The sequence below is a fragment of the Allobosea sp. 05T422_2 genome (assembly GCF_056396265.1).
In genome coordinates this window covers 21,914-47,746 of record NZ_JBFTLD010000006.1, presented here as the reverse complement: position 1 = coordinate 47,746, position 25,833 = coordinate 21,914, and the positions used below count along the sequence as shown (strand labels likewise).

Here is a 25,833-nt window from a genome sequence, read left to right as displayed (position 1 = left end):
CGACCCCGATACCGAGGCATTGGAATGGCGGCTGACCCGAGTTTCGACAAGGCAGCGGGAACGCTGATCGACCGCGGCGTCGACGGTGGGATCGACTGCGCCTTCGTACTCGGCACCGGGCTCGGCCGCATCGTCGACGATGTGGTCGACCCGGTCGTCATTCCGTTCGCGGAGATCCCGGGATTCCCGCAGGGCCATGTCTCGGGCCATGCCCGCGCCGTCTGCTATGGCACGCTGCACGGCAAGCGCGTCCTGATCTTCCAGGGGCGGGCGCATTTCTACGAAACCGGAGATCCTGCGGTGATGCGCGTGCCGATCGGCATGCTGACAGCCTTCGGCTCGCCGCCACTGGTCCTGACCAATGCATCGGGCTCGCTGAAGCCGGACCTGCGGCCCGGCGGCCTCGCCCTGATTACCGACCACATCAATCTCAACGCGCCGAACCCGCTGATCGGCGATACCGGCGATGGGCGTTTCGTGCCGATGGTCGATGCCTATGATCCGCATCTGCGGGCACGCCTGAAGAAGGCGGCGGCCGCTTCAGGGGTCAATATGGGCGAAGGCGTCTATATGTGGTTCTCGGGGCCGAGCTTCGAGACGCCAGCCGAGATCAGGATGGCGAAGATGCTCGGCGCCGATCTCGTCGGCATGTCGACCGTGCCGGAGGTCATCATCGCGCGCCGGCATGGCGTTCGCGTCGCCGGTATCTCGGTGATCACCAATATGGGCGCGGGTATTCTTGGCGGCGCGCCGAGCCACGGGGAGACCCGTGACGTTGCGGCGGCCGCGTCGACGGGCCTGCGCCGCCTGTTCCGCTCTTTCCTGGCGGAGCTCTAGAGATGGCCGATCTTGAAGCCGCGGCCCGTGCACTGAGTCTCCTCGACCTGACCGATCTCTCGGACCAGGCGAGCGAGGCCGGCACCCTGCGACTTTGCGCGCGCGCCGTCGCTGCGCCTGGCCCCGTTGCCGCCGTCTGCATCTGGCCGCGCTTCGTCGAGATTGCGCGCAAGGCGCTGCGCCATTCGACCGTGAAGATCGCGACCGTGGTCAATTTCCCGGCCGGGGGCAGCAACTGCACGCTGGTTGCCGGAGATGTCGCGGAAGCACTGGGGGACGGCGCCGATGAGATCGACCTCGTCCTGCCCTGGCGCGCCTTCCTCGATGGCGACAGCGACATTGCCCGCGAGATGGTTGCGAGCGCCAAGGACCAGTGTGGCGACAGGCTGCTGAAGGTCATCCTTGAAACCGGCGAATACCCTGATCTCGACGCGGTGAAGCGAGCCTCAATGCTCGCGATTTCGGCCGGGGCCGACTTCATCAAGACCTCGACCGGCAAGACCGCCCATTCCGCCAGCCTGCCGGCGGTCGAGACCATGCTGGCCGTCATCAAGGCAGCCGGACGACCGGTCGGCATCAAGCCCTCAGGCGGCATCAAGACGCTTCCCGACGCAAACGCCTATCTTGCGCTGGCCGACAAGGCGATGGGACCGGATTGGGCGAAGCCCTCCACCTTCCGCATCGGCGCCAGCGGCCYGCACCAGGTCCTCGTCGACATCATCGAGGGCAAGACCGCCGGCGAACGGATCGACGGGGCCTATTGATGCGACTGCCTCAGGAGATCATTGCCGCCAAGCGCGATGGCGGCACGCTTCCCGGCGAGGATATCCGCCAGATCGTCGCCGGGCTGACCGACGGTTCCGTCAGCGAGGGCCAGGCCGCCGCATTTGCCATGGCCGTATTCTTCCGCAACATGAACGCCGAGGAACGCGTTGCCCTGACGCTCGCCATGCGCGATTCCGGCACGGTCCTGAACTGGGACGACCTGCCCGGCCCCGCACTCGACAAACACTCGACCGGCGGCGTCGGCGACACGGTCAGCCTGCCTCTGGCCGCGGTCGTCGCGGCCTGCGGTGGCTATGTGCCGATGATTTCGGGACGTGGCCTCGGCCATACCGGCGGCACGCTCGACAAGCTCGATGCCGTGCCGGGATATGTGACGCAACCGGATATCGCGCTGTTCCGCAAGGTGGTGCGCGAAACCGGCTGCGCCATCATCGGCCAGACCGCCGATCTCGCCCCCGCCGACAAGCGCCTCTATGCCATCCGCGACGTGACCGCGACGGTCGAGACGATCCCGCTGCTGGTGTCCTCGATCCTGTCGAAGAAGCTCGCCGCAGGCCTGCACGGCCTGGCCATGGACGTGAAATTCGGCTCCGGCGCCTTCCTGCCCGACTTCAACAAGGCGCATGACCTCGCAGAGGCGCTCGTCGGCGTCGCCAATGGCGCCGGCCTGCCGACAACCGCGCTGATGACCGACATGGCCGAGCCGCTCGCGTCGGCGGCCGGCAACACGCTCGAAGTCGCCTATGCTCTCGACCACCTGACGGGACGCCGGCGCGAACCGCGCTTCCACGAAGTGACCGTGGCACTGGCCGCCGAGATGCTGCTGCTCGGCAAGCTTGCGCATAACCTCGACGAAGCCCGGGCGAAGATCGAGGCAGCTTTCAGCAGCGGCGCCGCCGCGGAGCGTTTCGCCGAAATGGTCGTCGCGCTTGGTGGCCCGGCCGACCTGCTGGAGAAGCCGACAAAGCATCTCGCGCCCGCCGCGGTCATCCGGGCGGCCTATCCGGCCTCGAGCGGAGCCGTGCGCACCGTCGACACGCGCGGCGTCGGGCTTGCCGTGGTGGCGCTCGGCGGTGGGAGGACGCGGCCGCAGGACGCGATCGACCATGCTGTCGGCCTCGTCGAACTGGCAGGGCTTGGCCAGGATGTCGGGCCGGAACGGCCGCTCGCAATCATCCATGCCCGCGACGAGGCCAGCTTCACCGCGGCCGAGGCCCGGCTGCGGCGAGCCTATACACTCGGCGAGGACGCGGCCGGACACGGTCCGCTGATCGCGCAACGCATCACGGAGACTTCAGGATCATGAGTCTGCTTCTGGCAATGACCGGCTGGCATATCGAGGATTGGCGGGGGCGTTTTGCCGCCCTGCTGCCGGAACTCCCGGTCGTCACGCTCGGCGAGCCCTTCGACCGCCGCGCCGTGCATTACGTCGCGAGCTGGAAGCATCCCGAGGGAAGCCTCGCGGGCCTGCCCAATCTCGCAGCGATCTTCTCGCTCGGCGCCGGCGTTGACCACATCTTCGCCGATAGCCGCCTGCCGCCGGTGCCGATCGCCCGCGTGGTCGATCCTGATCTGACGACGCGCATGAGCGAATACATCGTACTGCACTGCCTGATGCATCTGCGCCAGCAGCGCCGCTACGACCGTCAGCAACTCGCCAAATCCTGGGAAGACGATCGCAACCAGCCGGCGGCCCGCTCGGTGCGTGTCGGCGTCATGGGGCTCGGCGAGCTTGGGCTCGACGCGGTGCGAAAACTGCAGGTCCTCGGCTTCGACGTCGCCGGCTGGAGCCGTTCGCCGAAGAGCGTCGACGGGCTTGTCACCTTCGCCGGGGAAGACGGCATGGCAGCGTTCCTCGCTCGCACCGACATCCTGGTCAGTCTGCTGCCGCTGACACCGGATACGCGCGGGGTCATCAATGCAAAGCTGCTCGGCGGTCTCGCGCAGGGCGGGCGGCTCGGCGGGCCATTCCTGATCAATGCCGGTCGCGGCGGCCTGCAGGTCGAGACCGATATCCTGTCCGCGCTCGAAACCGGCACACTGAGGGGGGCGACACTGGACGTGTTCCAGACCGAGCCATTGCCGGCCGATTCCCCGCTCTGGAGCCATCCGGCCGTGACCGTGACACCGCATAATGCCGCGATGTCAGACCCGGAGGCGATCGCGACCCTGATCGCGGCGCAAATCCGGCGGCTGCAGGCCGGCGAAGCGCTGGAGCATGTCGTCGATCCCGCCCGAGGTTACTGAGCGGCCTGCCGCTCCGTCACGCAAGCGTCACGGCACCGTCGTTGTGCTGAGATGCTGCACGGCCAAGCCGGCGCGGTCTTCTTCCCCGCGCCGGAGTGACCCATGCGCCTTGCCCTCGCCGCAGCCCTGCTGCTGTCCTCGACCATGCTCGCCGGTGCGCAGGACGCGCCGAAGGAATTCCCCGCCAAGCTCGTCGGCCATGCGCTCCTGCCGGCCAACACCATCATCCCGGCCCCGGCCGATGCGCCGGCTGACCTCAAGGTCTCCGGCAAGTTCGTCCAGCCCGGCAAACGCGTCGAGGCCGTCGGCACCGTGATGGGTACGTCGGGCGGCCGCCCGACCGGGCTGTCCACGCCATTTGCCGGTCAGCCGGTGCAGGGCTTCTCCGGCATCCGCTCGCTCGGCAATGGCGAGTTCCTGGTGCTGACCGATAACGGCTTCGGCTCCAAGGTGAACTCGCCCGACGCGATGTTGTTCTTCCATCGCCTCAAGGCCGATTTCAACGGCGGCAAGATCGAACGTCTCGCGACCACCTTCCTGCATGATCCCGGCAAGAAGGTGCCGTTCCGCATCGTCCACGAGGGCACCGAGAAGCGCTATCTGACCGGCGCCGATTTCGATCCCGAATCCATCCAGCCAATCGGCGGCAAGTTCTGGATCGGTGAGGAATTCGGACCCTACCTGATCCGCGTCGACGCCGACGGCAAGGTCGAGGCGGTGTTCGAGACCACGGTCGACGGCAAGCCGGCGCGCTCGCCCGACCATTACGCCGTGACGACGCCCGGCGCCCCGAACCTGCCCGTCGAGTTCAATGTGCGCCGCTCCAAGGGCTATGAGGGCATGGCGGCCTCGCCGGACGGGCGCTTTCTTTACCCGCTGCTCGAAGGCCCGCTCTGGAACGCCGAGACCAAGGGCAATGAGGAAGTCGACGGCAAGGAAGTGCTGCGCATCCTCGAATTCGACGTGCAGAACGAGAAGTGGACCGGCCGCTCCTGGTTCTTCCCGCTCGAGCAGAAGGGGCTCGCCATCGGCGATTTCAACATGATCGACGCCACCACCGCCTTGATCATCGAGCGTGATAATGGCGAAGGCACTGCCGACAAGGGCTGCGCGGCCGGCCAGAAGGGCCCGGACTGCTTCCATGACCTCGCCAAGTTCAAGCGGATCGTGAAGATCGAGATGACCGACGCCAATGTCGGCAAGTCGGTGCGCAAGATCGGCTTCATCGACCTGATGAAGATCGCCGACCCGGACAAGAAGGCGAAGCAGGGTGCCATCGACGGCGTGCTGCCTTTCCCCTTCTTCACCATCGAGAACGTCGATGTCGTCGACCGCGCCAATGGCATCATCGTCGTCGGCAACGACAACAACCTGCCCTTCTCCTCGTCGCGCGACCCGAAGAAGGCCGATGACAACGAACTCGTGCTGCTCTCGGTCAAGGACCTGCTCGCCGCCAAGTGAGCGAGACGGCCCAGCTTGCAACGACTAAGTCGTAGCCAAGTAAGCCTGTCCCGGCGCGCAGCACTCGCAACATCATGGCCGGCCTCGCGCCGGCCATTCTCGTTTCGATCCGGCGAGCTTGAACAGCTGTTCTGGCAACACCACATTTTCCTTAGCAAGCGCCTTCGGGCGCTAGGCATGGTGGTTTGGATGATCGTCACTGATGGAGGTGATCATGTTGACCGCGAATACGGAAGGCAAACGGCCGCAGGACTTGTGCAATCTTCTCCTCGCCGCGTGCCTGTTCATCTCTCCCTGGATCATGCGTTTTACGGGCGACATGATGGCCGCCCGCAACGCCTGGATCATCGGCATCGTGCTCGCCCTTGTGGCGGTCGCGGCGCTCTCGATGTTCAAGGAATGGGAGGAATGGGTGAACCTGGTGCTCGGCGTCTGGCTGATGGCAGCTCCCTGGGTGCTCGGCTTTACCGGCAACTTCAACGCGTTCTGGACCCACACGATCCTCGGCGTGCTGACGGCTGCCGTCTCGGCCTGGGCTGTCTGGGACTACCGGCACGAGCCGCACGCGACGGCCTGAACGGGTCGCGACACCGCGCGATCTCCTGACCCGCCGCTGCGAGGCGGCGGGTTCTCGTGGCCTTCGCTACGCCTGGCCGCGCAGCGCGCCCGGCCCCGGAGTGGCGCCCGCGGGACATTTCCCTGAGATGATCATCGCCAGCACCTCGTCCTGCGTCACATCGCTGGTGCGGGCAGTACCGACAACCCGGCCGTTCTTCATCACGCTGAGCCGGTCGGCGAGATCGAAGACGTCATGCAGGTCATGACTGATCAGGAAGATGCCGATTCCCTGACGCTTCAGTTCAAGGATGAGATCGGCAACCTGTTTCGTCTCCGCAGGCCCGAGCGCTGCCGTCGGCTCGTCCATGATCAGAACCYGGGCGTTGAAGTAAATCGCGCGCGCGATCGCAACCGACTGACGCTGGCCGCCCGAGAGCGCTTTGACCGGCTCCTTGAAGCGCCGGAAATGCGGATTGAGCCGTCCCATCACCTTGCGCGTTTCGGATTCCATCGCGGAATCATCCAGCGTGTGCCAGGGCGTCAGCAGCTCCCGTCCGAGGAAGATATTGGCTGCGGCGTCGACATTGTCGGCCAAAGCCAGGGTCTGGTAGATCGTCTCGATGCCGTAGCGCTTGGCGTCACGCGGATTGGCAATCGCAGCCGGCTCACCGCTGATGCGGATCTCGCCGGCATCGGCCTGGTAGGCTCCCGACAGGATCTTGATCAACGTCGATTTGCCGGCACCGTTGTGACCGAGCAGGCCGACAACCTCGCCGGCCTTGAGGTCGACACTGACAGTGTCGACCGCCTTGATGCCACCGAAGGCGATCGAGATGTCGCGCATCTCGACGAGCGGTGGGGTCTCGATGTCCCGGGCCGTGGCGAGGCTCATGACGTCCCTCCTCCCTCAGCTCAGCTTGCGACGGTAGAGCCCGTCGAGCCAGACGGCCACGACCAGCACCACGCCGACGACGATGTTCTGCAGCGGCGTATCGACGCCGATCAGCACCATGCCCGATTGCAACGACTGCATCACCAGCGCGCCCAGCATCGCACCCGCGATGGTGCCGACGCCACCGGCAAGCGATGTGCCGCCGATCACCGCCGCCGCAATGACATAGAGCTCGTCGAGGGCTCCGGCCGAATTCGTCGCGGCATTGAGGCGGGCCGTGGAGATGCAGGCGGATATGCCGACAAGCACCCCCATCAACCCGAAGACCAGGGTCAGCACCTTGCGGGTGTTGACGCCGGAAAGCTGCGCTGCCTCGGGATTACCGCCGATCGCGAAGACATAGCGGCCGAACCGCAGCCGCTTGGTCAAGAAGCTCATCACGATGCCGACCGCCAGCGCCAACAGCACGGGAACCGCAAGGCCATGGCCGATGGTCAGCCCGCCCTCCGGCCAGACGAGGCCTCTGGCCTCGACCAGGCGGCGCGCAACGCCGGCCGGCAGAGGATAGGCATTGGCGACCATCACGGTGCCGAGCACGGCGCCGCAGCCAAGCGCGGCAATGGCGCCTTCAGCCCAGATCGGCCGCAGGCCGAAACCGAAGCGCCGCCGCCGGCGGCGGGCAAGCACGATCCCGGCAAGGATCAAGGCGCAGATCACCAGACCGATCGCCCAGGATGCACCCGTGCCGATCGCGCCTTCGATGCCGCCACCAAGGGGGCGGAAACGCGTGTCCATCGGCGCGATGGTCTGGCCCTGCGTCACCCACCAGGCTGCGCCACGCCAGACAAGAAGGCCACCGAGCGTGACGATGAAGGAGGGGATGGCGAGATAGGCTATCAACGCACCCTGGAACAGGCCGAGGACGCCGCCGAGCGCAACGGAAACCAGGATGCTGATGAACCATGTGGCGGGATGCTCGAAGCCAAGCAGCTCCGGCAGCAGTCGCGCCTGGACCAGCCCGACCACCATGCCGACGAAGCCGAGCATCGAACCGACCGAGAGGTCGATATTGCGCGTCACGATGACAAGCACCATGCCGCAGGCCATGACGGCGATCGATGCCGTCTGGACCAGCAGATTCCAAAGATTTCGCGGAGTCAGGAAGGCTCCGTCGGAAAGCCAGTTGAAGCCGAGCCAGATCACCCCAAGCGCGGCGACCATGCCGATCATGCGCGGATCGAACTCGATCTCGCGCATGTGGTCGGCCACGCTCCTTGCGCCTGGCCCCGGCACCTTCTCAGAAACCGGGGCTGGAGCGACCTCAGTCACAAGCCTTGACCTTGCCGGCTGCGACGCCCTGGCAGACAGCGGCCTTTGGAGCCCAGCCCGCCTCGATCACCACACCGAGATTGTCCTTCGTCACCGGTACGGGCTTGAGGAAGAGCGCCGTCATCGCCTGCTTGCTCGGGCCCTGGTTCCAGCTTGCCGCACCCGCGATCTCGGTCAGCTTGGCGCCGCCGGCAAGCTTGATCGCGATCTCGGCCGCATTACGCCCGAGCTCGCGTGCATCCTTCCAGATCGTCACCGTCTGCGTCCCGAGCGCGACGCGGTTCAATGCCGCGCGATCGGCGTCCTGGCCGGAAACCGGTACCGAGCCGGCGAGCCCCTGCGCGGCCATTGCCGCAATGGCGCCGCCCGCCGTGCCGTCATTGGCCGCGATCACCGCGTCGACCTTGTTGGCATTGCGGGTCAGGAACTGCTCCATGTTGCGTTGGGCGTTCGCAGGGAGCCAGCCGTCGGTAAAAGCCTCGCCGACATTCTTGATCTTGCCGGAATCGATTGCCGGCTTCAGAATCTCGACGGAGCCCTGATAGAGGAAGCCCGCATTCGGATCGGAGCTCGATCCCTTGATGAAGACGAAGTTTCCTTCCGGCTTCGCCTTCTGGACCTCGCGCGCCATCATGCGACCGACCTCGACATTGTCGAAGGTCAGGTAGAAGGCCTGCGGAATCTCGATCAGCCGGTCATAGCCGACGACTGCAATGCCTTCATTGACCGCCTTCTCGACGGCGGGCCGGATGGCCTGCGCATCCTGGGCCAGGACGATCAGGGCCTTGGCACCACGGGCGATCAGGCTTTCGACATCGGTGAGTTGCTTGGCGGGAGAGGATTGCGCATCGGCCGAGAGATAGGTGCCGCCGACCTTCTCGATCGCCGCCTTGATCGCGGCCTCGTCGGTCTTCCAGCGTTCTTCCTGAAAATTCGACCAGCTGACCCCGACGACCGGGCCCTTCGTCTGGGCAAAGGCAGGCGAGAATCCGCCCGCTGCCGCCAGGGTAACACCGGCGGCAAGCATCATATGTCTGAGCATGGCAATCTCCCGCGATTCCTCTGGCCGTGCGCTCTCTTGGGGGATCGCCTGGTCAGCGTCCGGAGCGCCTCACATTCAGAGGACAGCCTATCGCGAGAAAGGCGTCAAGCCACCCGCTTGTCGGGGGAGTCGCAGAGATCGTTGAGCAGGCAGCGGCCGCATTCGGGGCGCAGTGCCTTGCAGATGTAGCGACCATGCAGGATCAGCCAATGATGGGCATGGCGGCCGAATTCCGGCGGCACCGCCTTCTCCAATCCCATCTCGACTGCAAGCACGGTCTTGCCCGGCGCGATGCGCAGGCGATTGGCGATGCGGAAGACATGGGTGTCGACGGCGTGGGTGATCTCGCCGAAGGCGATGTTGAGCACGACATTGGCGGTCTTGCGCCCGACGCCAGGCAGGCTTTCGAGCGCGGCACGGTCGGCAGGGACCTCGCCACCGAACTCCGCAATCAGCTTCTCGCTGAGCAGGATGACATTCTTCGCCTTGGTGCGGAAGAGGCCGATCGTCCTGACCAGCTCGCGCACCTTGTCCTCGCCGAGCGCCACCATCTTCTGCGGCGTGTCGGCAAGCTCGAAGAGCTTGCGCGTCGCCTTGTTGACGCCCGCATCGGTCGCCTGCGCCGACAGCACGACGGCGACCAGCAAAGTGAAGGCGTTGGTCGCCTCGAGTTCGCCCTTGGGCTCGGGATTGGCGGCCTGGAAGCGCAGAAAGATCTCACGGATGCCCGCCGCGCGGCGCGGTCTCGGTGTCGTGATCTTTGCCAGGCCCTGGGCGCGGCCCGCGGGCCTGTTCCGTTCGCTCATGTGGGCGTTATAATTACGCGATGAGCATCGGCAAGCACGATCGCGATGGATATGCCGGAGAGCGGACGCAGGCCTCGGAGCGGCCGGTCTTCGACGCGACCATTACTCCGCATCGCTCGCTCGGCCGGAACGGCTTTCGCATCGTGATGACGCTCGTCTGCCTCGCCAGCATCGTCTCCTCGATTCCCTTCGTCGTGCTGGGCGCCTGGCCCGTCGCCGGCTTCTTCGGCCTCGACATCCTCGCACTCTTCATCGCCTTCAAGGTCAATTTCAACGCGGCGCGCGCCTTCGAGCGCATCGTGGTGACGCCGCTCGAGGTGCTGCTGCGCAAAGTTTCGCATCACGGCAAGGAGGCTGTCTGGCGCTCCAATCCAGCCTGGACCAAGCTCGAGAGGGAGCGAGACGAGGATTACGGGCTGATGGGGCTCTCGCTGGTCTCGCGTGGCCGCAGCGTATCGGTGGCTGCCGCGCTCTCTCCGCAGGAGCGGGAGGGGTTCGCGGATGCACTCGGCGCCGCGCTCGCCAGGGCAAGGCGGGGTACGGATTTCAGCGCGGCGTGAAGGCCGGCAACCTGCCGCACCCAGCAATCATGGCTCTGCGCCGGTCATCGACCCTTGAAGGAGGCGGCATGAGTGATGACGAGAGGGAGATTCGCACGCTCATCGAGAAATGGCTCACCGCGAGCAAGGCTGGCGATGTGGCATCGGTGCTGGAGCTGATGACGGAGGATGCCATTTTCATGGTTCCGGGGCAGGCCCCGTTCGGCAAGGCGACGTTCGCCGCTATGTCCGACACCATGAGCGACCTCAAGATCGAAGGGAACAGCACGATCCACGAGCTGAAGGTCCTCGGCGACTGGGCTTTCGTGCGCAGTCATCTCGACATGACCGCAACATCTCTCGCCACAGGCTCATCGCGGCACAGGACCGGCTACACGCTGACCCTGTTCAAGAAGGAGCCGGACGGGCGCTGGAAGCTCGCACGGGATGCCAATCTGCTGACCGAGATGGGCTGATCCGAATGTGGCGGAAGCGGCAGGCGATCCACTCCAGACTTGAAGGGCTGTGGCCGGGATACGAGCCGAACACGCCGTCTGAGTCGCGACCTAAGGGCCGTCCGAGAATGTCCGGTGGATCGTCTCGAAGCTGGCAGCGATCTCCACGAAGACATCTGTCAGCGCGGGATCGAAATGGCGCCCTCGGTCGCCAACGATGATCTCGACCGCCTGGGCGTGCGGGAGCGCCGACTTGTACGCCCGCTCGGTGACGAGGGCGTCATAGACATCGGCGATCGCCATCAACCGCCCCGAGAGAGGGATCTCCTCTCCCTTCAATCCTCGTGGATAGCCGCTGCCATCCCATTTCTCGTGATGGCTATGGGCGATCTCCATGGCCAGGCTGAGGAACGAGCTCACTCCGCCGAGATGCCGCTCGGCCTCGGCGATGGCCTGCCGGCCCAACTCGGCATGCGTCTTCATCACGGCGAACTCGTCCGCGTCGAGCTTACCTGGCTTGAGCAGGATGCTGTCGGGGATGCCGACCTTGCCGATATCGTGCAGTGGCGCGGATTTGTAGATAAGATCGACCATATCCGTGTCGAGCACCTGCATGTACAGGCCCCGGTCGCGCGAAGCCCTGGCGAGGGCACGAACATAATGCTGGGTGCGGCGGATGTGGTTTCCCGTCTCGCTGTCCCGGGTCTCCGCCAGCGATGCCATTGCCAGGATGACTGCCTCTTTCGCCCGCACAGCCTCTTCCTTGGCTGCCCGGAGCGAGTTGAGGAGGGCGACATTGGTCATCGCGACAGCAGCGCTGTTGGCGATGCGCTTGAGCACGATGACGCTGGCTTCGGACGGCGGCTGCTTGCTTGCCCAATAGGCTCCGATTGCAGCGACGGGGTCCTCCGGTCGAACCGGAACCATGACGAGGCTGCGTACGAATGTCGGACGATAGGCCGCGTGCGGGATACGGCTGTCGGCATAGATATCGTCGATGACGACGACTTCGCGATGCCCCATCGCCCAGCCGGAAATGCAGGATTCGAAGGGAAAGCGCTGGCCCTTCCAGAGCGGCGCGATCGCATCCTCGTCGGCATAGTAGCATTGGTCGCCTTCGCGCAGGACGAAGGTGATTCCGTCTGCCCCGACAAGCCTTCGCGCGCTGCCCCGCACGATCGCCATGATCTCGTCGAGGCCCCGCGCCATCGACAGGCTCAGGGATAGCTCCTCGAGGTCAGTCAGCGGGACGTCGTAAGGGACGTCCTTGGGCGGAGCCCGCATGTCGCTGCCGAGGTTAAGCAGATGAGGCGGCTCGCTCATGGAACAGCTCGATGATTCGCGACATGACGCTAGGGAACCAAGGCCTACCACAAGATGGAGTACACGCCTTCACGTCGTCTTCGACATATGCAGGAATGTCATTAACAAGCAGTACAATACTGCCCCGACAGGAGCGCAGGTTTCAATTGCGGACCGGTGGCTATCTCAATCTTGCGAGCCAGATCGTGTGCCCGCCGCAGTCCGGGTCCTCGGCGACATGGGACAGGACGTCGAAGCCGTTCTCGTCGAGCAGGGCCCCGTACTCCGCCGGGGCCAGGCTGCCGTGATAGAGCCGCTCACCCTCGAAGGAGCCGATTGCCTCGCCATGCCGGGGCCCGCTGGTGAACATCAGCGCCGCGCCCGGCGCAGCATGCTCTCTGAAGATCGGGAACATCGGTCGCTGGTCTTCGGGGGTGAGATGAAAGAAACTGTCCCAGGCGATCAGCCCGTCGAAGCGGCGCTTCAGTGAAAGCTTGCGCATGTCGCCGATCTGCCAGTCATTGGCCGGGAAGCGTTGCCTGCAGAGATCGATCAGAGGGGCCGAGGCATCGATGCCGGTCACGCGATAGTCACTCTCGATGAAATAGCGCGCAATCGGCTCCGCGGCGCCGCAGCCGATATCGAGAATCGATGCCCCGGCCGGAAGGAGCTGCAGGAAGCGATCAAGCCAGGCCTTTTCGACAAGCGTCCTCGATCGTAGCTCGTCGAAGGCCCGGGCATGGCGCTGGTAGAGGCCGATGATGTCCTGGTCGGGACGGGACATGGTGGCAGACGGCTCGAATCGCGTGGCAAGGCCGCAGAGCTTGCCAGCTTTCGGGTGGAGGCGGCATCCTCCCGGCCCTAGATTCCCGGTCATGATCCATGACACGAGGCTCACGACCATGAACGCTCAGGTCCCGATGAAAACGGCAATGACACCCACCCGATTCTCCAATGCCGTGCTCGCCCGCGCCGCGCAGGCCATGCCGGCAGAGGCGGATTTTCCCGCCGCTGCGCCCGGGTCCGACTACGATACCGTTCGGCGCATCCTGGCCTACATCACGGAGAACTGGCGCGAGCAGCCGACGATCGAGGCGATCGCGGACGCTGCCGGCGCGACCCCGACCGACGTGCACCATCTCTTCCGGCGCTGGTGCGGGCTGACCCCCAAGGCCTTTCTGCAAGCGATCACGCTCGACCATGCCAAGGGCCTGCTCGGGTCATCGGCCAGCGTGCTCGACACGGCGCTGGAGGTTGGGCTCTCGGGGCCCGGCCGACTGCATGACCTCTTCGTCACGCATGAGGCGATGTCGCCCGGCGAGTGGAAGAGCGGCGGCGAAGGCCTGCGCCTCTCCTACGGCTTCCATGAATCCCCCTTCGGCGAAGCACTGATCGTCGTGACGGAACGCGGGCTCGCGGGGCTCGGCTGGGTCTCGACCAGCGTCGATGGCGGCAAGGTCGTTGGCGGCCGGGCGGAGGCCCTGGCCGACATGATGCGGCGTTGGCCGCATGCCGATTATCGCTTCGACCCCGCCTCGACCCGGCCCTATGCAGGCCGGATCTTCGACCCGAAGGCCTGGGCCGCCGAGACGCCATTGCGGGTCGTGCTGATCGGCACGGATTTCGAGGTGCGCGTCTGGGAGACCCTGTTGAAGATCCCGGTCGGCAGGGCGACGACCTATGGCGATGTCGCCTGCCATCTCGGCCGGCCAACGGCGGCAAGGGCGGTCGGCATGGCAGTCGGCAAGAACCCGATCTCCTTCGTCGTGCCCTGCCATCGCGTCATCGGAAAGTCCGGGGCCTTGACCGGCTATCACTGGGGCCTGACGCGCAAGCGCGCCATCCTCGGCTGGGAGGCAGGGCAGACCGGCGGGGTGACGGCCTGAGAGGCAGTTCCCTTACGCCTTCAGATACATGTCCCAGCAGGGCGCCAGCGCGACCAGCCGGCGCCCTTTCAGGGCCTCCGAGAAATGCGCGGCGATGGTCTCGCGCGCCGTCGTCAGAGGGCATTTCGGAACCAGGATGGCGTCGACCTGTTTCAGGCTTTCCAGCGTTGGCGGATCGATCTCCGGCGTGGTCCGGCCGGGATCGACACCGATCGGCACGCCTCGCGGCGGCCTGCGGTCGAGCAGTTGGTTGAACGGATCGGTGAAATCGAGCGTGAAGAGACTGTCGAGCCGGCGCCCATTGGCCGCTTCCCAGGCGCGGATCGCCGTGATGCCCTGCTGCACTTCGAGCAGCCAGGTCGCCTGATAGTCGATCTCCGAATAGAGAATGTAGGAAGGCAGCTCGCCGCGCTCGGCAAGATCGCGATAGCCCGTCTGCTGCGCCGCGTAATGTGCGAGCATGATCACCGCACGTTCGGCGATGTCGGGCTTGACGCTGACCCGACCGAGCGGACCGAGATCGGGCACGGCAAGTGCCTTGTAGTTCACCGCACCGAGGACCGCGCGCGCGCTGCGCTCGACGAAGATCAAGGCCGACGGCAGGGCAACCACCAGGGCCAGGACCGTCACGATCCTGCCGAGCCGGTCGGTGCGACCGCTCCATTCCGCCAGGATCACCAGAAGGACGGGCCAGAGCCCGATGAATTCGAGCGAACCCGTGTTTTGGGTCTCGAACAGGGTCAGCGCCAGCAGAACCGCGGCGAACCATCCCAACGGCGAGGCCAGGAGCCCGTGCAATCGGGCCCGGGAAAGCCTGCCGCCCCCCAGCCAGGCAGCATAGGCAAGCGCGACAAGCAGCAGTAGGCTCGGCCCGACGACATTGAACTTCACCGAAGCGACGGTGAGAAAGCGCGGCAGCAAGGCGCCGGTGTTCAGGCCGAGCAGGGTCAGGATGTCATCGACATAGGCGCGCACGATGCCGGTCACGAAATCGAGCGGCGCGAGCACGGCAATGACCAGCGCCGCGGCGACGGACGCGTCGCGCAGGCGCATCCGTCCGGACAGAACCGCATAGCCGACGAGGAACGTCCCCGACACCGCTCCCGTGACCTTGACCAGGAAGAGGGTGAGCAGCAGCAGGACGACAAGCCCCACTTGCAGGCGGCGCGCCTCGACGAAGAGGAGTGTCGACACGAGCAGGTAAAGCAGGAGGCTGATATGGCGGTTATAGTGCCCGAAGCCATCGAAGCCTGGCATCGGATAGAGGCTGTGCAGGTTGATCGGCAGCGACGCGAACAACAGGAAAGGTAGCAACAGGGCCAGTGCCTGGCCACGCGAGCGCTTCCCGACATGGGCGGCAATCAGCGCCATCATTGGCAAGGCGACCGGCAAGATGCCCCAGTTCGCCAGCAGCATCGGCTGCGCCTGCGGAAACAGGGCGTGGAGCCAGGTCACAAGATAGTAGCCGAGAGGGCCGACAGGGGCGAAAAAGTCAATATTGGGCAGTTGCCCGACCTCGATGCGTTGCGCAGCATCGAGATAGATGTTCGTGTCCCAGTAGTTGGGGCCCAGCGGCAGGCGCAGGGGCAGCATCAGGCCAATGACAACCGCTGCTGCGAACGCGACCAGCCAGATCAGCGGTGCTCCAGCGAGCCGACTTAACATCTGCGCGACGCCAAGCGCGGAGCCGGGCCTTCTGCCCTCTCTCATGTCCCCAACCGTCATGCCCAGATCCTTGGCCTCACAGCCAACATGACAGAGAAACCTTACTCGTATCCTGCACAAGCCATGGCCAATGCACTCTGCGGTCGAGTGAAGGGGGCTCGCGCGCCGGGCGATAATGCGGCGGGTATGTTCACCGCCGAGCGGGATTCAGCGAACGATGACGGTCCGAAGCACAGTGCCGCGGACGACAGCGGCCGACCGCAGACCGCTATCACCCATCTCGGAGAGGACTGATCTCCGCGAAACGGGATGGCAAAGCGAAGCCCAGTCCGAGCGGATCGTCGGCCTCGATAATGAAGGCGCCCTCGCCTGCGAGGTAGCTGAGGCCGCCGACTTCGACGGTGACCGCTCCCTCGGCGGGATAGGCAGCAGGCCCGAGGACACGCCCCGAGAAACGCCCGCCTGTGATACTGCGGAAACTCCGTGTCCGCCCCAGCCCGAGCAGCCCCTTGGCGTGGTCGAGCGCCATGCGGGCGGTCACGCCCGAGCCGGTCGGTGAGCGGTCGATCTGCCGCTCGGCGAAGATGCAGAGGTTGAAACTGGTCTCGCCCGGTCCGGCCTCGTCGGTCACGATCGTCCCGTAGAGAAAGCCAAGATCGGGCTCGGTGGGATGCGTGATCGGCGCGCCGGCCCGCACAATGTCGGTGAGGGCAGCAGCAGCMTCGGTCAACTGCTCGACCGGGGTTTCGAAGAGATCGAGCCCGAAGCGTGAAGCCGGAAGGATGCAGTAGAAGGCTCCGCCATAGGCGATGTCCGTCGTGACGCTTCCGTAGCCGGGCACCTCGACCACACGGTCGCGGGCATGGACGAAGGCCGGCACACTCTCGAAGCGCACCTCCCCGACCTTCCCGTCGGCGACGTCGCAGGCGAGCCGCAGCAGGCCGCAGGGCGCCTCGATGGCAAAGTGCGTGACGGGCTCGACCGCCGGCACCAGGCCGCGCTCGATCGCATAGCGGCCGAGCGCGATGGTGGCGTGGCCACACATCGTCGAGTAGCCCTCGTTATGAGTGAAGAGCACGCCGAAGGCAGCCTCGGGATGACTCGCCTCGACCGGAATGACACCGTACATTCCGGCATGGCCGCGCGGTTCCAGCATCATCGCACGGCGCAGCTGATCGTGGCTGTCGCGCGCCTGTCGACGCTTGTCGAGAATCGTCGCGCCGGTCAGCTCGGGATAGCCGCCCGTAACGATGCGCACCGGCTCGCCGCAGGTGTGGTAGTCGAGATAGCTCAGGCGCATTGGCGCGTTCCCCTCACTCATAGGGTGGTTTGGGTGTGAGACGCGGCGGATCGCAGCCGCGCCGGCCGCAGGTCTCGGCTGCGACCTCTGCCGCGAAACCCATTGCGGATGCGGCAACGCTGTCTGACAATCCGCGCAGTCCTGCTCCGAGCTCGCCCGCCTGCGCGAGCGAAGCGAGAAATGCGCCGATGAAGCTGTCGCCGGCGCCGATCGTGTCGACCAGCTCTGCAACCGGAACGAAGCCGCGGACAGTCCTTTTCCCTGGCCGTTCGAGCGCCGCTCCGCGATCGCCCTCGGTCAGCAGGATCGCTGAAACGCCCCGGTCGAACCAACGGCGCAGCGGCGCAACGTAGCCGCCGGGATAGAGCCAGTCGGCATCGTCCGTACTGAGCCGGATGAGGTCTGACAGCGCCATGCGCTGCTCGATGGCGGCAAGCGCCGCCTCCCGATCCGGCAGCGCCGGCGGCCTGATATTGACGTCATAGCTGGTGCTCAGGCCGGCGGAGCGCGCCTGGCGCAGCAGCGTCAACGCCGCGTCCCCGGATGGGCCGATCGTCGCTCCGAACGAGGTGACATGCAGATGGCCAAAACCCGTGAGGTCGGGCAATGGCGGAGGCTCGGCCAGTGCCGTACCGGCGAGGTGGAAGTGATATCGCGCCCCGCCATCGACCCCAAGCGGGGCAACGACCGCCAACGGTGTGGGAGCATCGCTCTCAGCAACGAAGCGCCGATCGATCGCCTCTGCCACAAGCCGGGCCTGGAAGCGCCGCCCCGTGACGTCGCGCGAGAGCGTCGCGCAATAAGCCACGGAGGTGCCGCAGCGGGCGAGCGCCAGCGCCGTGTTGAAACCGGATCCGCCCAGCACGCACTGATAGCGCTCGCCGCACCCATCCTCCGGCACCAGATCGGCGAGCGCTTCGCCGAAGACGAGGACCGCCCCCTGGTTCACAGAAGCCCGCGCTTCGCCAGATTGCGCATMAGATGCGAGGCGCCGAAGGTCCAGGGTTCGCATTCATCGGTGCGGCGCATGCAATTGACGAGCGCTCCCAGTTCCGGCGCGGCAATCGTGACGATGTCCCCATATTTGTGGGTGAAGCCGCCGCCCGGCGTGTCGCGATCCTTGATTGGAGCAAACATGGTGCCGAGATAGAGCGCCGCGCCATCGGGATACTGATGGTTGCGATTGAGCATCTGCGCAGCAAGATCAGCCGGGTCGCGGCTGATCTTTGCGATCGAGGACGAGCCTTCGAGCCTGAAGCCGTCCTCGCCCTCGACCGTCAGCGTCACGGTTGTCCTGCGGACATGGTCGAGCGAGAAGCCGGCGTCGAAGAAGCGGATGAAGGGACCGACCGCTGCCGCTGCATTGTTGTCCTTGGCCTTGCCGAGCAGCAGCGCCGAACGGCCCTCGACGTCGCGCAGATTGACGTCATTGCCGAGCGTTGCTCCGACGATGGCGCCGGTCGAGGCGACGATCAGCACGATCTCCGGCTCGGGATTGTTCCAGGTCGAGGCCGGGTGCAGGCCGGCATCGACACCGGTGCCGACGGCCGACATCGGCGGCGCCTTGGTGAAGATCTCGGCATCCGGCCCGATACCGACCTCGAGATACTGGCTCCAGGCTCCCTGCTTGATCAGCACGTCCTTGAGATGCATCGCCTCGGGCGAGCCGGGCTTCAGCTTCGAGAGATCGTCACCGATGAGCTTGCCGATCTCCTCGCGGATCGTGGCGGCGGCGGCCGGGTTGCCCCGCGCCTTCTCCTCGATCACGCGCTCCAGCATCGAAACCGCGAAGGTCACTCCGGCGGCCTTGACCGCCTGCAGGTCGAGCGGTGCGAGCAGCCAGGGCTTCGTCGCATCGCGACGCGAAGGCGGCGTGTTTGCAAGGATGTCGGCKAGCGTCCCGATGGGCTGGCCCTTGGCGGCGCGCAGGGCGGCTGCGGGATCGGCCGTCTCGCAGAGATCGCGCATCGTGGCGAAGGCAGCGGTGATATCCACAAGTTMATCACCGCGCAGAACAACGACCGCGGGACCGGCGACGTCCGGGCGCCAGACCCGGCCAGCGAGCGCGGCGGCTGCGGCGTCCGCCGGCAAAGTGTTCCGTGGCGTCAGGGCAAGCTCGGGCATGATCGATCGTCCGTTGGTGGAATTGTCACGTTGAAAGTCGCAGGCGAGAACAGCCGCTTCGCAGCCAATGTGCAAGAGTGCAGGGACGCGGATCAGACATGGCGCACATGTCGTGCGATTGTCATTGAAACGTCACCTGTTCTTCATGCTAGCTTGCGCACCAACGACAAGAGCCGCCCGCACGAGCGGGGCATAAGGGAGAGATAGATGACATCCAGATCGCGCTTGATGATTTCGGCCGCGGTGTTGACGCTGGCCGGTGCGGCTCCGGCCGTCGCGCAGACAGAGATCCAGTGGTGGCATGCGCTGACCGGCGCCAATAACGACGTTGTCGTAAAGCTGGCCGAGGAATTCAACGCCTCCCAGAAGGAATACAAGGTCGTTCCGGCCTATAAGGGCTCCTATCCCGACACGCTGAATGCCGGCGTCGCCGCCTTCCGCGCCGGAACCGCGCCGCACATCCTGCAGGTCTTCGAAGTCGGCACCGGCACGATGATGTCGGCCAAGGGCGCGGTGAAGCCCGTGCACGAACTGATGAAGGAAGCCGGCGAGCCTTTCGATCCCAAGGCTTATTTGCCGGCGATCACCGGCTACTACTCGACCGCCAAGGGCGACATGCTCTCCATGCCGTTCAACTCGTCGAGCATGGTGATGTGGTACAACAAGGACGCCTTCAAGAAGGCGGGCCTGAACCCCGACGCCCCGCCGAAGACCTGGCCAGAAGTCTTCGAGGCCGGGAAGAAGCTGAAGGCCGCCGGATATGACAAGTGCGGCTTCACCAATGCCTGGGCGACCTGGGCCAATATCGAGCAGTTCGGTGCCTGGCACAACATCCCGATCGCGACCAAGGCGAATGGTCTCGATGGTTTCGACACCGTCCTCAACTTCAACAGCCCGCTCTTCCTGAAGCACTGGACCAACCTGGTCGAGCTGCAGAAGGACAAGACCTACGATTACTCCGGCCGCACCAATAACGGTGAAGGCCGCTTCACCTCGGGCGAATGCCCGATCATGCTGACCTCGTCGGGCTTCTTCGGCAACGTCAAGGCCAATGCCAAGTTCGACTGGGCCAACGCCGCGATGCCGTACTATCCGGAAGCGGCCGGGGCACCGCAGAACTCGATCATCGGCGGCGCTTCGCTGTGGGTGATGGGCGGCAAGAAGGCTGACGAATACAAGGGCGTCGCCAAGTTCTTCACCTTCCTGTCCGATGTCGACCGCCAGGTGAAGCTGCACACCGAGTCCGGTTATCTGCCGATCACCAAGGCCGCCTATGCCAAGGTCAAGGACTCGGGCTTCTACAAGGACAAGCCCTATCTCGAGACGCCGCTGCTGGAACTCAACAACAAGGAGCCGACCGAGAATTCGCGCGGCCTGCGCTTCGGCGGCCTGGTCCAGATCCGCGACATCTGGTCGGAAGAGCTCGAAGCGGCGCTGAACGGCCAGAAGACACCGAAGGCTGCGCTTGACGCCGCCGTCGAGCGTGGCAATCAGGCACTGCGTCAGTTCGAACGGACCGCCTCGCGCTGAACCGGCTACGATCCAGAGCCGGGGCATTCCGCCCCGGCTTTTCTCTTGCTTCACGGGCTGCATGCAGAAGAACGCCTATTTCCGGAGCCTGACGATCCCGCTCCTGCTGCTCCTGCCGCAGCTCGCGATCACGGTCGTGTTCTTCTATTGGCCCGCAAGCCAGGCGGTCTGGCAGTCCTTCCTGCTGGAAGACGCCTTCGGGACGTCGACCCAGTTCGTCTGGTTCGAAAACTACCAGAGCCTCTTTTCCGATCCGGGTTACTTCAAGGCGCTGCGCAACACCGCGATCTTCTCGACCTTTGTCTGCGTGTTCTCGCTCTCGATCGCGCTGCTCTTTGCCGTCATGGCCGACCGCCAGATCCGCGGCGCGGAGATCTACAAGACCCTGCTGATCTGGCCCTATGCCGTGGCTCCCGCCATTGCCGGCGTGCTCTGGATCTTCATGTTCGATCCCTCGCTCGGCATGCTCGCGCGTGGACTGCAGAACCTCGGCATCGCCTGGAATCCCCGGCTCAACGGCAATGACGCCATGACGCTGGTCATCCTCGCCGCGACCTGGAAGCAGATCAGCTATAATTTCCTGTTCTTCCTCGCCGGGCTGCAATCGATCCCCAAGAGCGTGATCGAGGCGGCGGTGATCGACGGCGCGCGGCCGATGCGCCGCTTCTGGACCATCATCTTCCCGCTGCTCTCGCCGACGACGTTCTTCCTGCTCGTCGTCAACATCGTCTATGTCTTCTTCGACACCTTCGGCATCATCGACACGGTCACTGGCGGCGGGCCTGCGGGCGCGACCGAGACGCTGGTCTACAAGGTCTATTCCGACGGCAAGGGCGGCTCCAATCTTGGTGGCTCGGCGGCACAATCGGTCATCCTGCTCGTGATGGTCATCGCCATGACGGCGGTGCAGTTCCGCTTCATCGAGCGCAAGGTGAATTACTGATGGCCTCGGTGCTCTGGAAGGAACTGACGGCCGAGGATCTGCGTCACAAGGCGGCGAAGGATGCGATCGTCGTCCTGCCCGTGGCCTCGATGGAACAGCACGGGCCGCACCTGCCGGTCGGCGTCGACACCATCCTGTGCGAGGGCGTCTGCAAGGCCGCGGCCGAGCGCCTGGACGAGGCCGATGTCGTGGTCGCCCCGACGCTCTGGTGCGGCATGGCCGAGCATCACATGGCCTTCGGCGGCACCTTCACCTTCGACATCCCGACCTATCGGTCCGTGCTGCTTTCGCTGCTCAGGAGCATCGAGCGGCATGGCTTCCGCCGGGTCGTGATCGTCAATGGCCATGGCGGCAATATCGCCGCGCTCGGTGCATTCCTGCCGGATTTCGCCCGCGAGACCGGCCTGCGCATCATCGCGACCACCTATTTCGAGCTGGCGCAGACTGCGATGCTGCCCTTCATGCAGGATCAGACCAGCGTGATGCATGCCTGCGAGATCGAGACCTCGATGATGATGGTGCTGGCGCCGGAAACGGTGAAGCAGGAGCGGCTGGGGCAGGCCTTCGGCATGCTCGGCGCGGATCCGCGTGGCCTGATGCGCCCGACCGTCGCGCGCTACCGCCCCTTCCGTGAGATGACGGAGACCGGCGTGATCGGCGATGCGCGGCGCGCGACGCCGAAGAAGGGCGAGGAATTCCTCAACGCCTGCGCCGAGGCGCTCGCGGCCTTGCTGCGCGACGGGGAGGCCTGGCACTGATGGTCGAGAACCGCCGCTTCGGCGACATCGTCGCCTATATCATCCTGACGATCGGCGTGCTGATCGTCGCCTTTCCGGTTTGGCTGACCTTCGTCGCCTCGACCTGGGATGCTGCGACCATCATCAACGGCCAGCTCCCGCTCTATCCTGGCCCGCATTTCTTCGAGAACTACTACCGCATCCTCTTCGTCGGGACCTCGGGCTCGACCCGCGAGCCGGTGGCCGTGATGATGTTCAACTCCTTCGTGATGGCGCTGGCCATCGCGTTCGGCAAGATCTTCATCTCCGTGCTCTCTGCCTACGCAGTCGTCTATTATCGCTTCCCGTTTCGGATGGCGGCATTCTGGATCATCTTCGTCACCCTGATGCTGCCGGTCGAAGTCCGCATCTTCCCGACCTTCAAGGTCGTCTCCGATCTCGGCATGCTCGATACCTACCAGGGCCTCGCCGTGCCGCTGATCGCCTCGGCGACCGGCACATTGCTGTTCCGGCAGTTCTTCATGACGATCCCCGACGAACTGCTCGAGGCCTCGAAGATCGATGGCGCCGGTCCGTTCAAGTTCTTCAAGGATACGGTGGTCCCGCTCTCGCTCACCACGATCGCGGCGCTCTTCGTCATCCAGTTCATCTATGGCTGGAACCAGTATCTCTGGCCGCTGCTGGTCACCACCAAGGATTCGATGCAGACCATCGTCATCGGCATCCGCAAGATGATCACCACGGCCGATGCGCTCACCGAATGGCAGCTCGCCATGGCAACCGCGATGCTGGCGATGCTGCCGCCCGTCTTCGTCGTCATCGCCATGCAGCGGCTCTTCGTGAAGGGCCTGGTGGAAACCGAGAAGTGACATTGCGTACCGGCAGCCCGGCCCGCTGAGCCGATCGCCGATTATCCGTTACCGACCGACCAAGGAACCCAATGGCCCAGGTTACTCTTTCCAGCGTCAAGAAGGTCTATGCCGGCGGCGTCGAGGCCGTGAAGGGCGTCTCTTTCGACATTCCCGATGGCGGCTTCTGCGTGCTGGTCGGCCCCTCCGGCTGCGGCAAGTCCACTTTGCTGCGGATGGTGGCAGGCCTGGAGACGATCTCGTCCGGCGAAGTCTCGATCAGCGGCAGGGTTGTCAACCAGATCGAACCGGCGGACCGGGACATCGCCATGGTGTTCCAGAATTATGCGCTCTATCCGCATATGAGCGTCTACGACAACATGGCCTATGGCCTGCGCAACCGCGGGACGCCGAAGGACGAGATCGAGAAGCGGGTCAAGGAAGCAGCCCGCATCCTCGCGATCGAAGGCCTGCTGGAGCGCCGGCCGCGCCAGCTCTCGGGCGGCCAGCGCCAGCGCGTCGCCATGGGCCGCGCCATCGTGCGCAAGCCCCAGGTCTTCCTGTTCGACGAGCCGCTCTCCAATCTCGACGCGAAACTGCGCGTGCAAATGCGCGTCGAGATCAAGAAGCTGCAGCGGGCGCTCGGCGTCACCGCGATCTATGTCACGCACGATCAGGTCGAGGCGATGACGCTCTCCGACAAGCTCGTTGTGATGAATGGCGGCCAAGTCGAGCAGATCGGCGTCCCGGCCGAGGTCTATCGCAAACCGGCAAGCCGCTTMGTCGCGACCTTCATCGGCTCGCCGCCGATGAACCTGCTGCCGGCAGCCATCGACGGACCCGGCATCGTTGCGCTCGGCGACGCGCTCCTCGAAGCGCGTGACCTCAAGCAGAACCTCGCATCGGGAACGAAGGTCGAGGTGGGCCTGAGGCCGGAGGATATCGAGATCGCGTCCGAGGGCCAGGCCGGGGCCCTGCCCTTCGATGTCGAGTTCATCGAGGAGCTGGGCGCGACCCAGCTCTTCCACGGCAAGCTTGCCGGACAGCCCTTCGTGATGCAGGCCGCAACCGGCGATGTCGCCGCCGAGGCCAAGCGCCTGTGGATTTCGGTCGACCCCGACCGAGTCCACGTCTTCGATGCGCAATCGGGCGTCCGACTCGGGCGCGAATAAGAGGGATAGACCGCGGACGATCTCCAGCGGCCGGAAACAGCCGCTGGATGCGCTGCTCAGCCCGCCGACCGTTCTTTTGCATCGCGCTCGTAGACGGCGAGGAATGCCTTGCCCATCAACGAGCTTTCGCCATCGATGGCTTTCCGGAGCACCGCGCCCCGGATTGCCTGGATCCCTCGATCCTCGGGCGCTGCTGAACTCGCGAACTCGGCAAGATGAACGGCGAGGCGCGTCTGGCCGTCCTCGGCCAGCGCCGCGGCTCGCTCAGCCAGTTTCTCGGCACCACCCGCAAGCCGAGCCAGTTCGGACGCAAGATCAGCGTTCTTCGCCGGCTTCAGGTTTGCGGGGTTTCCGTCAAACCAACCCGCATAGAAATGGTAGATCCCCCGGACCAGAAATTCGGKGTCATCATATTTCGGCACGAGATAGGGCTTCGCCAGATAGGCGGCCGGTACCTTGACCGCGCGCAGCACCTCGTCGAGCGTCGCACTCTTGTTCATCAGCGCCAGGGTATCGCGAACCAGATGCTCAAGCGCTTCGGCCCCGTCGCGCAACACCTGCGCTGCCCGGCCCTCCCCAACAATGACCGGGCCATGTCCGGGGATCAGGATGTCCGGCTTCAGGCGCTCCATCCGGCGCAGGGCGACAGCCCACTCGGCTGCATAGCGCTGGACCTTGCGCGGATTGCCTGCATTCGGGAAAACCCAGATTACGAAGTCCCCGCTCGCCAGCACGCGCCGCCGCGGCAGCCAGACGAATGTGGCATCGTCGGTCTCGCCGCGCCCGTGGATGAGTTCGAGCTGTTCGCCACCGATCGCAAGCGATAGCGTGTCGTCATAGACGTCATCGGGACGCCGCTGGCCTATCGGATAGACATAGTCCGGCTTGTTGAACTGCTGCCCCTGCACGATGCTGTTGAAGCCATGGGAGGCTTCGTATCGCTCCATCCGGCGCGCGACGTTGCGATGAGCCACGATTCTCGGCCGCGGCCTCGCTCTCGCATCGGCCTCCTCGTCGATGACCTTGATGCCGCTGGTGTGGTCGATATGGCCGTGGGTATAGATCACGGTGTGGATGGGGCTGTCGTCCCAGCTGCGGATCGTCGCGAGCGTCTGGGCGGCGGTGTCTGGCTTGGCCGTATCGATCAGGACAAGGCCTTCACTCGTCCGAATGGCCGTGACGCCGCCGCAGAAATAGGTGGTGTGGACGGTGATGATGTTCTCTGCCACCGCAGTGATGGCGCCGGCAGAGACCGCCTCGGTCCATTCTTCCATCTGCGCTGCGCCACTCCAAAGGCGCTCGAACAATGCGTCCTGCCGCATCTGAATTCCTCCGTCGACCAGAGCATGTCGATAGCACCGCTGGGGAGGAATG

Annotated in this window: 25 protein-coding genes; 14 read left to right on the top strand and 11 right to left on the bottom strand. The window is 65.1% G+C overall.

The features are described from left to right. Positions 1-24 precede the first annotated feature (24 nt). The 6 genes from AC1DJT_RS02285 to AC1DJT_RS02260 all read left to right on the top strand — a co-directional run bounded on the left by AC1DJT_RS02285 (position 25) and on the right by AC1DJT_RS02260 (position 5,908). Positions 25-837: a purine-nucleoside phosphorylase gene (locus AC1DJT_RS02285; protein WP_476767929.1), complete on the top strand. Its 813-nt coding sequence runs from the start codon at positions 25-27 to the stop codon at positions 835-837. Positions 838-839: 2 nt separating this feature from the next. After that, positions 840-1,601 (top strand): deoxyribose-phosphate aldolase, encoded by a 762-nt coding sequence (gene deoC / locus AC1DJT_RS02280; RefSeq protein WP_476833448.1) that lies wholly within the window; start codon positions 840-842, stop codon positions 1,599-1,601. Beyond that, complete coding sequence (gene deoA / locus AC1DJT_RS02275) at positions 1,601-2,929, top strand: thymidine phosphorylase (RefSeq protein WP_476833447.1); 1,329 nt, start codon at positions 1,601-1,603, stop codon at positions 2,927-2,929. Before deoC ends, deoA begins: the two co-directional genes overlap by 1 nt. After that, positions 2,926-3,870 (top strand): 2-hydroxyacid dehydrogenase, encoded by a 945-nt coding sequence (locus AC1DJT_RS02270; protein WP_476767932.1) that lies wholly within the window; start codon positions 2,926-2,928, stop codon positions 3,868-3,870. Before deoA ends, AC1DJT_RS02270 begins: the two co-directional genes overlap by 4 nt. 102 nt (positions 3,871-3,972) lie before the next feature. Beyond that, on the top strand, positions 3,973-5,331 hold the full coding sequence (locus AC1DJT_RS02265; RefSeq protein WP_476767933.1) for an esterase-like activity of phytase family protein: 1,359 nt from the start codon (positions 3,973-3,975) through the stop codon (positions 5,329-5,331). Between the two features lie 214 nt (positions 5,332-5,545). Continuing rightward, on the top strand, positions 5,546-5,908 hold the full coding sequence (locus AC1DJT_RS02260) for an SPW repeat protein (RefSeq protein ID WP_441506323.1): 363 nt from the start codon (positions 5,546-5,548) through the stop codon (positions 5,906-5,908). Positions 5,909-5,974: 66 nt separating this feature from the next. On the opposite strand, the gene AC1DJT_RS02255 is transcribed toward AC1DJT_RS02260, so the two are convergent. The 4 genes from AC1DJT_RS02255 to nth all read right to left on the bottom strand — a co-directional run bounded on the left by AC1DJT_RS02255 (position 5,975) and on the right by nth (position 9,958). Next, positions 5,975-6,781, bottom strand: a complete 807-nt coding sequence (locus tag AC1DJT_RS02255; RefSeq protein WP_476833446.1) for an ATP-binding cassette domain-containing protein — start codon at positions 6,779-6,781, stop codon at positions 5,975-5,977. A gap of 15 nt (positions 6,782-6,796) precedes the next feature. Beyond that, positions 6,797-8,038: a sugar ABC transporter permease gene (locus AC1DJT_RS02250; protein WP_441506423.1), complete on the bottom strand. Its 1,242-nt coding sequence runs from the start codon at positions 8,036-8,038 to the stop codon at positions 6,797-6,799. A gap of 64 nt (positions 8,039-8,102) precedes the next feature. Next, positions 8,103-9,152 carry a D-xylose ABC transporter substrate-binding protein gene (gene xylF / locus AC1DJT_RS02245; protein WP_441490455.1) on the bottom strand — a complete coding sequence of 350 codons (1,050 nt, stop codon included), beginning with the start codon at positions 9,150-9,152 and terminating at the stop codon, positions 8,103-8,105. 104 nt (positions 9,153-9,256) lie between these two features. Then, positions 9,257-9,958: an endonuclease III gene (gene nth / locus AC1DJT_RS02240; protein ID WP_476767935.1), complete on the bottom strand. Its 702-nt coding sequence runs from the start codon at positions 9,956-9,958 to the stop codon at positions 9,257-9,259. Positions 9,959-9,978: 20 nt separating this feature from the next. On the opposite strand from nth, the gene AC1DJT_RS02235 reads away from it, so the two are divergent. Together AC1DJT_RS02235 and AC1DJT_RS02230 are read left to right on the top strand one after the other, a co-directional pair. After that, on the top strand, positions 9,979-10,518 hold the full coding sequence (locus tag AC1DJT_RS02235) for a DUF2244 domain-containing protein (RefSeq protein ID WP_476767936.1): 540 nt from the start codon (positions 9,979-9,981) through the stop codon (positions 10,516-10,518). A 68-nt stretch (positions 10,519-10,586) separates the two neighbouring features. Next, entirely contained in the window at positions 10,587-10,973 is a 387-nt protein-coding gene (locus AC1DJT_RS02230) for a YybH family protein (RefSeq protein ID WP_476767937.1), read from the top strand. A 90-nt stretch (positions 10,974-11,063) separates the two neighbouring features. Here the strand turns inward: AC1DJT_RS02230 and AC1DJT_RS02225 are convergent, their stop codons facing one another. Next, the gene (locus AC1DJT_RS02225) at positions 11,064-12,275 is read right to left on the bottom strand and encodes an HD-GYP domain-containing protein (protein ID WP_476767938.1); all 1,212 of its coding nucleotides are present in this window, start codon (positions 12,273-12,275) and stop codon (positions 11,064-11,066) included. 160 nt (positions 12,276-12,435) lie between these two features. Beyond that, positions 12,436-13,038: a class I SAM-dependent DNA methyltransferase gene (locus AC1DJT_RS02220; protein WP_476767939.1), complete on the bottom strand. Its 603-nt coding sequence runs from the start codon at positions 13,036-13,038 to the stop codon at positions 12,436-12,438. A gap of 199 nt (positions 13,039-13,237) precedes the next feature. Here AC1DJT_RS02220 and AC1DJT_RS02215 point away from each other — a divergent pair, with 199 nt between their 5' ends. Next, positions 13,238-14,140 carry a methylated-DNA--[protein]-cysteine S-methyltransferase gene (locus AC1DJT_RS02215; RefSeq protein WP_441490505.1) on the top strand — a complete coding sequence of 301 codons (903 nt, stop codon included), beginning with the start codon at positions 13,238-13,240 and terminating at the stop codon, positions 14,138-14,140. A 12-nt stretch (positions 14,141-14,152) separates the two neighbouring features. On the opposite strand, the gene AC1DJT_RS02210 is transcribed toward AC1DJT_RS02215, so the two are convergent. The 4 genes from AC1DJT_RS02210 to AC1DJT_RS02195 all read right to left on the bottom strand — a co-directional run bounded on the left by AC1DJT_RS02210 (position 14,153) and on the right by AC1DJT_RS02195 (position 19,229). Continuing rightward, positions 14,153-15,925, bottom strand: a complete 1,773-nt coding sequence (locus AC1DJT_RS02210; protein WP_476833445.1) for a hypothetical protein — start codon at positions 15,923-15,925, stop codon at positions 14,153-14,155. Positions 15,926-16,076: 151 nt separating this feature from the next. Continuing rightward, positions 16,077-17,105 carry a proline racemase family protein gene (locus AC1DJT_RS02205; RefSeq protein WP_476833444.1) on the bottom strand — a complete coding sequence of 343 codons (1,029 nt, stop codon included), beginning with the start codon at positions 17,103-17,105 and terminating at the stop codon, positions 16,077-16,079. Between the two features lie 13 nt (positions 17,106-17,118). Then, positions 17,119-18,054: a PfkB family carbohydrate kinase gene (locus AC1DJT_RS02200; protein ID WP_476833443.1), complete on the bottom strand. Its 936-nt coding sequence runs from the start codon at positions 18,052-18,054 to the stop codon at positions 17,119-17,121. After that, positions 18,051-19,229 carry a fumarylacetoacetate hydrolase family protein gene (locus tag AC1DJT_RS02195; protein ID WP_476833442.1) on the bottom strand — a complete coding sequence of 393 codons (1,179 nt, stop codon included), beginning with the start codon at positions 19,227-19,229 and terminating at the stop codon, positions 18,051-18,053. Before AC1DJT_RS02195 ends, AC1DJT_RS02200 begins: the two co-directional genes overlap by 4 nt. A 228-nt stretch (positions 19,230-19,457) precedes the next feature. On the opposite strand from AC1DJT_RS02195, the gene ugpB reads away from it, so the two are divergent. The 5 genes from ugpB to AC1DJT_RS02170 all read left to right on the top strand — a co-directional run bounded on the left by ugpB (position 19,458) and on the right by AC1DJT_RS02170 (position 24,459). Next, positions 19,458-20,759, top strand: a complete 1,302-nt coding sequence (gene ugpB / locus AC1DJT_RS02190) for a sn-glycerol-3-phosphate ABC transporter substrate-binding protein UgpB (protein WP_441490506.1) — start codon at positions 19,458-19,460, stop codon at positions 20,757-20,759. 61 nt (positions 20,760-20,820) lie between these two features. Further along, positions 20,821-21,702 carry a sn-glycerol-3-phosphate ABC transporter permease UgpA gene (ugpA, locus tag AC1DJT_RS02185; protein ID WP_441490465.1) on the top strand — a complete coding sequence of 294 codons (882 nt, stop codon included), beginning with the start codon at positions 20,821-20,823 and terminating at the stop codon, positions 21,700-21,702. Beyond that, positions 21,702-22,460 carry a creatininase family protein gene (locus AC1DJT_RS02180; RefSeq protein WP_069877983.1) on the top strand — a complete coding sequence of 253 codons (759 nt, stop codon included), beginning with the start codon at positions 21,702-21,704 and terminating at the stop codon, positions 22,458-22,460. Before ugpA ends, AC1DJT_RS02180 begins: the two co-directional genes overlap by 1 nt. Then, positions 22,460-23,308, top strand: coding sequence for a sn-glycerol-3-phosphate ABC transporter permease UgpE (gene ugpE, locus AC1DJT_RS02175; RefSeq protein ID WP_441490466.1), 849 nt, complete (start codon positions 22,460-22,462; stop codon positions 23,306-23,308). Before AC1DJT_RS02180 ends, ugpE begins: the two co-directional genes overlap by 1 nt. Positions 23,309-23,379: 71 nt before the next feature. Then, positions 23,380-24,459: a sn-glycerol-3-phosphate import ATP-binding protein UgpC gene (locus AC1DJT_RS02170; protein ID WP_476833441.1), complete on the top strand. Its 1,080-nt coding sequence runs from the start codon at positions 23,380-23,382 to the stop codon at positions 24,457-24,459. A gap of 56 nt (positions 24,460-24,515) precedes the next feature. Here the strand turns inward: AC1DJT_RS02170 and AC1DJT_RS02165 are convergent, their stop codons facing one another. After that, entirely contained in the window at positions 24,516-25,781 is a 1,266-nt protein-coding gene (locus AC1DJT_RS02165; protein WP_476833440.1) for an alkyl sulfatase dimerization domain-containing protein, read from the bottom strand. Between the last annotated feature and the right edge of the window lie 52 nt (positions 25,782-25,833).